This is a genomic window from Cellulomonas chengniuliangii (assembly GCF_024508335.1).
In the GTDB taxonomy this organism is placed as follows: Bacteria; Actinomycetota; Actinomycetes; order Actinomycetales; family Cellulomonadaceae; genus Cellulomonas_A; species Cellulomonas_A chengniuliangii.
Genome location: NZ_CP101988.1, coordinates 2,578,560 through 2,589,447 on the forward strand (window position 1 = coordinate 2,578,560; position 10,888 = coordinate 2,589,447).

Genomic DNA, 10,888 nt, shown 5'->3' on the forward strand with positions numbered 1-10,888 from the left:
CGCCGCTGGCCGATCAGAGCGGGACGATCGGCTGCGTGTCGATCCAGTCGGCGAGGCGCTCGATCCCCGTCTCGAGCGTGTAGCGAGGAGTCCAGTCGAGGGACTTCTGGGCCAGTGACACATCCGACCAGGCGTGGCGGACGTCGCCCTGGCGGTACTGCCCCGTCACATGAGGCGCCGGGGCGCCATACCGGGCGGCGATGAGCTCGGCGGCCCTGGCGATCGTCTGGTGCTCTCCCGACCCGATGTCGATGGGCTCGAGGCCAGGAGCGGGCGCGTCGACCGCTGCGAGCACAGCCTGTGCGACGTCGTCGATGAGGATGAAATCTCGTCGCACCTCGCCGTCCTCGTACAGCGGGATGGACCTGCCAGCCTTCGCCATGCGGCAGAAGAGCGACATGATCCCCGTGTACGGGTTGATCAAAGACTGACCGGGGCCGTAGACGTTCTGGAGCCGCAGGATGACCGGTTCGACGCCAACAGCCTGCGCCCACGCGGTCAACAGGTTCTCCTGAGCCAGCTTGGTCGCGCCGTACACGCTCACAGGAGCCGGGCGCACTTCCGAGGAGCGCATGGCCACGGGCTCGGCCTCAGCGAAGTCCCACTCGCCACGCGCCAGCACCTCGCTCGTCCGCTGCCCCGGGTAGAAGAGCTCACCATTCCCACGGCGCCAGGCGCCCTCCCCGTAGACCGCACGACTGCTGGTGAGCACGATCCGCCGGGGCAGTTTGTCCGCACGCAACAACGCGTCGAACATCTGGGTCGTCCCCACGACGTTCGCGGTCGCGTGCCGGGTCGACTCAGCAAGCGACTGCGCGGTGCCGGTCTCGGCTGCCAGGTGCACGACGACATCAGGCGCGGCATCGGCCAGCACGGCCTCCCAGGTCTCCGCGACTGTGACGTCGCCGACCACGAGCTCGACGCGCTCGTCGAGGTCGCGGGGACGTGTGGAATCGGGGTGGATCTGGGGGTGGAGACTGTCGACCGCGATCACCCGTTCGAACCGCTCGAACAGGCCGGGGGCGATGGACGTGCCGATGAAACCGGCCCCTCCTGTCACCACGACCACGCCGCCACGAGCTCCAGCAGGACCCGTGCTCATCGGAACCGTCACGCCTCTTCCTCTCACCACGACAGGCGGTCGCCTGGCGGCCCCGATTCTCGCATGACGTCCCGTCACCCGATTCCCTACCCGCACGCGAAGAACCGCGCGCTCACGCAGCCGTCCCGGAGCGGAAGGCGTGGTTCAGCAGCACCGTCGTCGCGCCCTTGCGGCCCGACACGACGGCCCGAGGCAGCAACGTCAGCGCATGCAGACGCGACGTGATGTGCCACCGCGCGGCGCGGCGGGCCCGCCGCCATCCCAGGGCGCCGACCTGCTCGGCCGCGAGGTCGAAGTAGGCGCGCTCGCCCCGAAACCGCGAGCCGTCCATCGCCTTGGCCGACGACGCGCTGGCGGAGTGCCTGCGGTACGAGAAGCACAGCGTCGGCTCGAGCAGCAGGCTCCCCCCGGCACACACCACATCCATCACGAGGGCGAGATCCTGGATGATCGGCATTCCGTCGCGGAACGGTGTGGCGAGCAGCACATCACGCCGGAACGCGAGCGACGGCCAGTAGAGCCAGTCGGCGCGCAGCAGGCTGACCGCGAGCTCCTCGCCGGAGAGCAACGTGGGACTGCTCGTGCTCGGCATGACGACACGCTGCTTGATGGTGTCGGCGAGCGTGACGACGACGGCGCCCTCCTCGTCGATGATCTGCACGCCGGGCTGGATCACTGACGCCCCGGGGAACGCGCGATGCGCGGCGAGGACCACGTCGACATAGTTCGGCAGCAGGACGTCGTCGCAACCGAGTATCACCACGAGGTCTTGCGTCGCGAGTTGGACGCACGTCCGGTAGTTCTCTGTGATCCCCCGGTTGACCGCGTTGCGCACGTAAGTGACTCGAGGGTCGTCGAGAGTCGCGAAGAACTCGCTCACGGACTCGTCGGGATAGGCGTCGTCGACGACGGTGAGCAGCCAGTCGGCGTTGTCCTGGGCAAGGACGCTGTGCACCGTCTCGCGGAGCATGCGCGGATCCCCCCAGAACGGCACGAAGATGTCGAGGGGCATGGCAGGCGCGGCCTTCCTGATGGCGGGGACGACAGGGACATGGGCCAGACTATGTGGCCATGCAGCCCTCCTCGACATCGCTCGCGTCCTCGCATGCAGTCGGCGAGACCCCCGCGCGGTTGGAAGTCGCCCTGGCGATGCTCACCCTGGTGCCGGGCGCCATGGGTGGGACCGAGACGTACGCGCGCGAGCTCGTGAGGCATCTCGGGCGTTCGACGAAGGTCAAGGCGACGGGTTTCGTGTCACAGGCCGGGGCGGGGTTCTGCGACAGCATCGACGAGCATGTCATCCACGCGGTCACGGGAGGTCCTGGCGCCGTCGACCGGATCCGCACGCTCGCCCAGGCGGCGGCGCACCGGCGATCGATTCTTGACCAGATGGAGGAGCACCACGTCATCCACGCGCCGTTCACGGTGCCGGCGCCGCGGCCACGGGCCCGGACGCCGTTCGTGCAAACGCTGCACGACGTCCAGCACCTCGAACTGCCCCACCTCTTCAGCCGTGCCGAGCGCCTGTACCGGACGCGCACCTACGAGGGGGCGGCACGGACCGCCGACGCTGTCGTGACGATCAGCGATTTCGCCCGGCGACAGATCATCGAGCACATCGGCCTCGAACCCGTTCGCGTCTTCGTTGCGCCCCTCGGGGTGGATGCCGACGCGTACACCCCGCACGTCGGTCCCCGCGAGCCGTTCGTCTTCTACCCCGCGCGCGGGTGGCCGCACAAGAACCACGCTCGCCTCATCGAGGCCGTTGCCCTCATGCGAGAACGGGACCCGCGGCTTCGACTCGTCCTCACCGGCGGGGCGCTCGACTCCCTCGGCGCGACCCCAGACTGGGTCGATGTTCGCGGCCTCGTCCCGCTGGTGGAGCTGCGCGAGCTCTACCGTTCCGCGAGCGCGCTGGTGTTCCCGAGTCTGTACGAGGGTTTCGGGCTCCCGCCCCTCGAGGCGATGGCGTCCGGCTGCCCCGTCGCGGTGTCGACAGCAGGGTCGCTCCCCGAGATCTGCGGCGATGCAGCCGTGCTCTTCGACCCCGAGGACCCCGCCGCGATCGCGGCGGCTGGCTGGGAGGCCATCGACCGGTGTGCCGAGTTGCAGCCGTTGGGCTTGGCGCGCGTCCGGCAGTACACGTGGGAGGCCTGCGCGCAGGCGCATGAGGCCGCGTACCAGTTCGCCGCCTGCGAGTCACGCCCGTGACCGCGCCAGCTCAGGGCTCCGCGGACCTCACCGCGCGAGGCGTCACGGGCGTCGGGGTCGCGTCGCTGGTCGCGGCGGTCTCCACGAACGTCGTCCTCCTCATCGCGGCCCGGAGCCTCTCCCCAGCCGCCAACGCCGACTTCCTTGTGTTCTGGTCGGTCCTGTTTGCGTGCTTCGGCGTGCTGGGGGGCGTCCAGAACGAGACCACCCGCGCGGTCCGGGTGGCGCGCACGACAGCCCCGGCTCCCGGCGCCGACCCCCGGGCGAGGGTGCTCCCGATCGCGCTGCTCACCGGAGCCGCGCTCGCGGGGGCGCTCCTGGTGACCTCGCCGGCGTGGGGGCGTGCCCTGCTCGGCCCTGGGGCGCCGACGCTCACCGTGGCCCTCGCCCTCGCCCTGATCGCCTTCAGCGGCCATTCGGCGGTCGCCGGCGCCCTCGGCGGGGCGGGTTCCTGGCCAATGTACGCGCGGCTGGTGGGCTCAGAGGCGATCGTCCGGCTCGTGCTGGTGGGCGCGGTCGCCCTCGTGGGCGCCCCCCTCGTCGGCGTCGAGGTGGCCAGCGCCGCCGCGGCGGCGACCTGGATCGGATTCTTCGCGCTCAGCAGTCGAACGCGCTCCGCCCAGCGCGCGGTCGCCGATGTGGACGCGTCAGCGTTCGTCCGACGGACGGCGCACGCGATGCTCGCGGCGGCTTCGAGCGCTGCGCTCGTCGTGGGCTTCCCCGTGCTCCTCCGCCTGACGACTCCCACCAGCGAGTTCGAGCTCGCGGCGCCCCTCATCCTCGCGATCTCGATGACACGGGCACCGCTGCTCATGCCGCTCAACGCCTACCAGGGCGTCGCGATCACTCACTTCCTCAGCCACCGCCAGGAGGGGATCCGGCCGCTGGCGCGCATCGTCGGCGCGATCATGGGCGTCGGCGCCGCCGGCGCGCTCCTTGCCGTCGCCGTCGGCCCCTGGCTCATGCGCGCCCTCTTCGGCACCGCGTACCACGTCGACGGCCTGCTGCTGGGCGCCCTCACGGGAGCCGCCGCGATGTTGGCCGTCCTGACCCTCACGGGCGCCGCGGTCCTCGCGCTCGACAAGCACAAGGCGTACGCGTCAAGTTGGGGGCTCGCGACACTGGTGACGGTCGCAGTCCTCCTGCTCCCCCTGGATCTGGAAGCCCGGGCCGTCCTCGCGCTCGCCCTCGGCCCGCTCGCCGGGGTCGCCCTGCACGGCATCGTGCTGATCCGCCCAGACCGGACCGGCCGGTAGGATGCCCGCCATGCCAGCTGTCCCCCTCCCGACACGGCTGCTCGCCATCATCCCCGCATGGAACGAGCAGGAGACCGTCGCCGACGTCGTCGCCGAGATTCGCTCGGCCATGACGAACGTGGACGTGCTTGTAGTCGATGACGGGTCGACGGACCGCACCGCGACGGTGGCGCGCGAGGCCGGCGCCACAGTGCTCACGCTTCCCATCAACCTGGGCGTCGGCGGCGCCATGCGCGCCGGGTACAAATACGCCCTGCGCTCCGGCTACTCCCGCACCGTCCAGATCGACGCCGACGGCCAGCACGACCCGCAGGAGATTCACCGCCTGCTCACACTTCTGGACAACGGTGCCGACATCGCGATCGGGGCGCGCTTCGCCGGGGTGGGCGACTACGTCGCGCGGGGGCCACGTCGCTGGTCGATGCGGGTGCTGTCATCCGTGCTGTCCCGCGTCGCACGCACCCACCTCACCGACACCACGTCAGGCTTCAAGGCCTGCAACGCGCGCGCCGTCCGGCTCTTCGCGGCCAACTACCCCGCCGAGTACCTGGGCGACACCATTGAGTCACTCGTCATCGCCTCGCGAGCGGGCCTGGTCGTGCGCCAGGACGGGGTGAAGATGCGCCCACGCGCAGGCGGCCAGCCGTCGCACAGCCCCGTGAAGGCCGCGATCTTCTTGGGCCGCGCCGTCCTCGCCCTCGTCATCGCACTTTCCCGCCCGACTGAACCACTCGGCCCGGAGGCCCCCTGATGAGTCCGTACGCCACCGTCCTCGTCGTGTGCGGGCTCGTCGTCCTCTCGCTCCTCTACTTGTTGCGAACGCGCAAGATCAAGGAGAAGTACGCGGCGATCTGGATCGCGCTCGCTGCCGCGATCCTCATCCTCGGGGCGGTCCCCTCGGTCGCGTTCTGGCTGTCCGGGCTGGTCGGCGTCCAGACTCCCGCCAACCTGATCTTCGCAGTGGCAGTCGTCGTTCTGTTCGCCGTGTGCATCCAACTGAGCACCGAGGTCACCCACCTCGAGGAGGAGACGCGCACACTCGCCGAAGAGGTGGCTCTCCTGCGGCTAGAGGTCACCCAAGGACGTGAGTCGGACGCGCGGACGGCCGAGCGCGCCGAGAGCAGCCCCCGATGAGCGCCCCCGCCCTTGACGCCCCGCACGAGCCCGAGCAGGCGACTGCGACTACGCGGGGACGGGCGGCGGCCTCCCGCAGCCGCAAGGTGCTCTGGCTGTCCTGGGCAGCGCTCTTCGCGCTCGCCGCGAGCTGGGTCGTCGCCAACCCGTTGATGGCCTCGCCCGATGAGCCGGCGCACGTGGTCAAGGCGGCATCCGTCGTCCGGGGGCAGTGGATCGGCCCAGACGCCGAGGGCGGGAGCGAGGTGGAGGTCCCCCGGTTCTACCGGATGGTGACCGCATATCCGACCTGCTACATGTTCCAGCAGGACGCCACTGGCGTGTGCGAGATCGACGTCTCAGCCGGGCCCGACATCGTCGAGCCCGCAGTGACTCCCGCCGGCCGCTACAACCCCATCTACTACCTGCTGGTCGGGACGCCGTCGCTCGTCTCGAACAGTGACGGCGCCCTTTATGCGATGCGGCTGCTGTCCGCCGCGCTGTGCACATTCCTCCTGGCACTCGGCTTCCGGGCCGCCGCCGAGACTCCTCGGCCCTCGTGGGCTGTGCTCGGCGCAGCGGCCGCACTGACGCCGATGGTCGTGTTCCTGAGCGCGACGGTGAACCCGGCGGCCCTGGAGATCGCAGCCGCCTTCGCCTTGTGGTCGCAGCTGCTCACGTTGCTGCGCCATCCCGACCCGGCGCTCATCGGCAGCCGCATGGCGTGGATCGCAGTAGCCGCGGTGCTGCTGGTGAACTCCCGCGGGCTCTCTCTCCCTTACTGCGCCGTGCTGGTCGTCGCCGTCGTCCTCATGTCACGCTGGAGCGCACTCGTCGAGATCCTGCGGAGCCGCTCGGCCTGGCCTTCCTTCGCCGTCATCGTCGCTGGCTGCGTCAGCGCGCTGGCGTGGGTGGTCGGCACCAACTCGCTCGGCTCAGGCGGCGCGACCACCCGACCGGACCTCACGTTCGGGGTGGCCGCACGTCTGACCATCGCCGACTCCAACGCCTACCTGACGAACATGATCGGCCAGTTCGGGTGGATGGACACCAACCTCCCGCCATGGCTGCACATGGCCTTCGCCGCATGCGCGGGAAGTGTCGTCCTGCTGGCCCTCGCCACGGGCACATGGCGGGAGCGGGCGGTGCTCGTGGGCGTCGTCGGCACGACCTTCCTGCTGCCGGTCGCGATCCACTCCTCCCAGGCGGTGTATTTGGGCATCATCTGGCAGGGCCGGTACATCCTGCCGGTTGCCGTGGGCATCCTGGTGCTCGCCGGCCACATCCTCGTCGACCGGATGGCCGACGCGCCGTGCCGCGTCGGCGCACAGCTCGCGACAGTGGTGGGCCTCGCCCTGGCCGGGATCCAGCTCGTGGCGTTCATCGAGAACCTGCACCGCTACGTCAACGGCGAGCACGGCGGGTGGTTCTCCGTGACATCGGAGTCGTGGCTGCCCCCGCTCCCGCTAGCCCTCGTCATCGGCGGGGCGGTGCTCTCCTCGGCGGCCTACGCCGTCCTGATCGCCTGGATCGCGCGTCGCCAGCAGCCGGCCAGCGGCCCAGTCCTCCCGACGGGGCGGTCCCGCGCTGACGGCCAGCCGTTCGAGCTCGCGGCCAGATGAAGACTCGGGCGACCAGCCCCCTCGCCGCCCCGACGCCCCTCGTGGTCGGTGTGACGGTGGAGCAGTGCTGGCAGCGCGTGCCGGGCGGGTCGGCGTCCTACATCGTGCAGCTGTCCGACGCCTTGGCATCGCGTCCCGACATCCAGCCCGTGGGACTTGCCGCGCGGCACGGGGGCGAGCCCCCGCCTGCCGATTTCACCCCGACGATCCCCGTGCGCTCCCTCGGGCTGCCCCGGGCCGTGCTCTACCGCGCGTGGAACCGCGTGGCAGCCCCCCGGCCGGAGTGGACCGCGCGGGACCTTGATGTCGTGCATGCCACCACCTGGGCGATCCCGCCCACCCGGCGCCCGCTCGTCGTCACCGTCCACGACGTCGCCTTCCTGCGCGACCCGTCGCACTTCACCCCGCGTGGGGTCCGGTACTTCCGGCGCTCACTGGCGAGAGCGCGTGACGAGGCCGACGCGATCATCGTGCCATCGCAGGCGACAGCCGACGACTGCCTCGACGTCGGCATCGAGCGCGACCGGTTGCACGTCGTGCCCCACGGTGTGCACCCGCCCACCACCACGTCCCACGACGCCGAGGCGTTCAGGCGGCGACATGGCCTCCCCGCGCGCTATGTGCTGTGGTGCGGCACTCACGAGCCCCGGAAGAACCTGAACGGGCTGCTCGACGCCTTCGAGCGGCTGAGCCTCACGGACGACATCCACTTGGTGCTGGTCGGGCCGTCTGGGTGGGGTGACACGGAAGCCGGGGCCGCCCTGTCCCACCCCGAGCGCGTCCACCGGCTTGGCCACCTCAGCACGCTCGACCTCCAGGCCGCCTATGCCGGAGCGACGGCCTTCTGCTTCCCGTCGATCTGGGAGGGGTTCGGCCTCCCCGTCCTCGAGGCCATGTCCCACGGAGTCCCGGTGGTCACGTCGGCCGGGACCTCGATGGCAGAGATCGTCGGCGACGCCGGCATCCTCGTCGACCCGCGTGACCTCGAGGCGATCGCCGCGGCCCTCCAGCGGGCGGTCGGCGGGGACGCCGCCGCCCTCGGGGTCGCGGCGCTGCAACGGTCCCGGGACTTCACCTGGGCGCACGCCGCCGAGCAGACGGTCAGCGCGTACCGAGCGGCGCTCTCGCGCAGGTGAGGCGCTCGGCGTCTCGTCTTCAGCTCGGGGTAGCCTCGCCTTCTCCACCACCAACAAGGAGCACCGTCCTCGTGCATGCAGCCACTGTCGTGAGCCGCGAGACCGCCGGCGCCGGGCTGGTCATGATCGAGAGCCTGCTGCGCCACCACCCCACTGCCACGGTTCATGTCCTCGACGTCGACGACGCGATGCCCGAGCACCTGGACTCGCGCGTGGTCGTGCGGTCGCTCGACGACCAGGACCTGGGCAGCGACGCCATTCGGCGTGCGGCACTCGCGCTGGGCCGGGAGCGGCTGGTGGAGGCCCTGCGCGCGACGCTGATCGGCGCGTTGCTGGATGAGGGAACTGACCGTGTCCTGTTCCTGGAGCCCACCTCGTTCATCCTCGGCGACTTGTCCGATCTCGACACCGCCGCCCGGAGCCACGCTGTCGTCGCGGCGCCTCGCGTTCATGGCGCGTTGCCGATGGACGACCGCCATCCCGACGACGACGACCTGCGAGCCGCAGGGCTGACGACCGGGAGCGTGTTCGCCGTCTCGCAGGCCGCGCGCGACTTCCTTCGCTGGTGGGCCTCACGCGCGATCGACGGCTTCGCAGAGCTGCCGTGGCTGGACCACGTGTTGACGCGCCTCCCGCATGTCATCCTCCGCGACCCCGGTGTTGGTGTCTCCGCCTGGAGCATCACGACGCCGACGGACTCCCGCGACGGCGCCCTCCACCTCGATGGCGCCCCGGTGCGGCACATCAGCCTCGCCGGTTTCGACGCTCGACGCCCTTGGCTGCTCGACCCTCGACTCGCCCGTCCTCGGGTCCTGCTCAGCGAGCATCCTGCTCTCGCTGAGTTGTGCCGCTCCTACGCCGCGGCGGTCGAGACGTCGGAGCGTCAGATCGACCCCGATGGACCGCTCAGGTTCGCGTCGCTCGGCTCCGGATTGCCGGTGCATGCGCAGGCGGGCAGCACCTACCGGCACGCGCTGGAGCTCAGCCGTCGATCGATGGCGCCTGAGCCACCTGTTCCTTTCGATCCCGCGGCGCCGGACGCGTTGCGAGAGTGGCTGCTCGAACCCGATCTCGATGGCGGGGAGCTTCGGCTGAGCCGATACCTGATGTCGATCTACCGCGACCGGCCCGATCTGGCCGCAGCGCTCCCCGGGGTGCCGCTCACCAACTCCACCCAGCTCGTCAGGTGGGCCGCCGACCACGGCCAGGGTGAGGCCGCATACGACCCTGACCTGCTCGACGCCTCGGTCCGTGCCGCACGCGAGCTGCTCCCGTTGCGTGAGCTGCCGAGTCCGCGCAGCCAACGATCCGCTGGGGTCAATGTCGTGGGCTACCTCTCGGGCGAACTCGGGGTCGGCGAGTCCGCGCGGCTCATGCTGGACGCCCTCGACGCCGCCAACGTGCCTCGCAGCACGACGGCGATCTCGCGCAAGCTGCAGAGCAGGCAGCGGGCGACCTATCGCGCCTCGAGCGGCCTCCGTTTCGACACGACGCTGCTGTGCGTCAACGCGGATATGACCGCGGACGTGGTGAGCACCGTCCCTGAGCTCCTCCGGAACACCTATCGCATCGGGATGTGGTACTGGGAGGTTGAGGAGTTCCCCGCCTCGTTCGCGGGCGCCTTCGACCACGTCGACGAGGTCTGGGCTGCGACGGACTTCATCCGGGACGCCATCCAGGCTCGCACCAAGAAGCCAGTCCGGACCATCACCCCGCCCTTGCCCGCGCCCAACGTCGACCCGGCGATCACTCGCGCGGACCTCGGCTTGCCGGAGGGATTCACCTTCCTGTTCAGCTTCGATTACCTGAGCAGCGCGGCTCGCAAGAACCCGCTCGGCTTGGTGGAGGCTTTCCGCGCGGCATTCGCCAGGAACTCGGGCCAGACACTCGTGATCAAGTCGATCAACGCCGACGTGCGCCCAGACGAGGCGGAGCGACTCCGGATCGCGGTGGCCGACGAGCCCGACATCGTGCTCATGGAGCGCTATCTGAGCGCGAGTGAACGCGACGCGCTGATGGCCCATGCCGACTGCTACATCTCACTGCATCGTGCCGAGGGCCTCGGCCTGACGATGGCCGAGGCGATGGCGCTCGGAAAGCCGGTTATCGCGACCGGCTACAGCGGCAACATGCAGTTCATGAACGACGAGAACAGTCTCCTCGTGCCATTCGCCATGGCCACGATCGCGCCCGACGCCGCGCCCTATCCGGCCGGCGCCCGATGGGCCGAACCCGACCTCGACGCCGCCGCACAGCTCATGCAGCTCGTTCGAGACGACCCCGAGGCGGCCCGTGCCAGAGGCGAGCGCGCTGCTCTCGACATGCGTGAGCGGCACTCGGCCGCAGTGGCAGGACAACAGGTCGAGCGGCGCCTACGCGCCATCCGAGCAGGGCGCACACAGCAGAGAGCGCGGGCGCTGGGCCGGCGCGTGCTCCGGATCCGCTGAA

9 protein-coding genes are annotated in these 10,888 nt (G+C 70.5%); 7 read left to right on the top strand and 2 right to left on the bottom strand.

Features of this window, described 5'->3' with window-relative positions; all coding sequences use genetic code 11:
• Positions 1–13: 13 nt before the first annotated feature.
• On the bottom strand, positions 14–1,114 hold the full coding sequence (locus NP064_RS11970; protein WP_227569432.1) for an NAD-dependent epimerase/dehydratase family protein: 1,101 nt from the start codon (positions 1,112–1,114) through the stop codon (positions 14–16).
• 100 nt (positions 1,115–1,214) lie between these two features.
• A complete protein-coding gene (locus tag NP064_RS11975; RefSeq protein WP_227569431.1) occupies positions 1,215–2,114 on the bottom strand; it encodes a glycosyltransferase family 2 protein in 900 nt (299 codons plus the stop codon).
• Between the two features lie 59 nt (positions 2,115–2,173).
• Between NP064_RS11975 and NP064_RS11980 the strand changes: the two genes are divergently transcribed.
• The 7 genes from NP064_RS11980 (at position 2,174) to NP064_RS12010 (ending at position 10,887) form a co-directional block, all read left to right on the top strand.
• Positions 2,174–3,313, top strand: a complete 1,140-nt coding sequence (locus NP064_RS11980; RefSeq protein ID WP_227569430.1) for a glycosyltransferase family 4 protein — start codon at positions 2,174–2,176, stop codon at positions 3,311–3,313.
• Complete coding sequence (locus NP064_RS11985; protein WP_227569429.1) at positions 3,310–4,569, top strand: hypothetical protein; 1,260 nt, start codon at positions 3,310–3,312, stop codon at positions 4,567–4,569. The genes NP064_RS11980 and NP064_RS11985 overlap by 4 nt, the downstream gene beginning before the upstream one ends.
• Before the next feature lie 10 nt (positions 4,570–4,579).
• Complete coding sequence (locus NP064_RS11990) at positions 4,580–5,320, top strand: glycosyltransferase family 2 protein (protein WP_227569428.1); 741 nt, start codon at positions 4,580–4,582, stop codon at positions 5,318–5,320.
• A complete protein-coding gene (locus NP064_RS11995) occupies positions 5,320–5,703 on the top strand; it encodes a DUF2304 domain-containing protein (protein ID WP_227569427.1) in 384 nt (127 codons plus the stop codon). Before NP064_RS11990 ends, NP064_RS11995 begins: the two co-directional genes overlap by 1 nt.
• Before the next feature lie 86 nt (positions 5,704–5,789).
• Complete coding sequence (locus tag NP064_RS12000; RefSeq protein ID WP_256813597.1) at positions 5,790–7,304, top strand: DUF2142 domain-containing protein; 1,515 nt, start codon at positions 5,790–5,792, stop codon at positions 7,302–7,304.
• Positions 7,301–8,440: a glycosyltransferase family 4 protein gene (locus tag NP064_RS12005; RefSeq protein ID WP_227569425.1), complete on the top strand. Its 1,140-nt coding sequence runs from the start codon at positions 7,301–7,303 to the stop codon at positions 8,438–8,440. Before NP064_RS12000 ends, NP064_RS12005 begins: the two co-directional genes overlap by 4 nt.
• 89 nt (positions 8,441–8,529) lie before the next feature.
• Positions 8,530–10,887, top strand: coding sequence for a glycosyltransferase (locus NP064_RS12010; RefSeq protein ID WP_256813598.1), 2,358 nt, complete (start codon positions 8,530–8,532; stop codon positions 10,885–10,887).
• The last annotated feature ends 1 nt before the right edge of the window (position 10,888 follow it).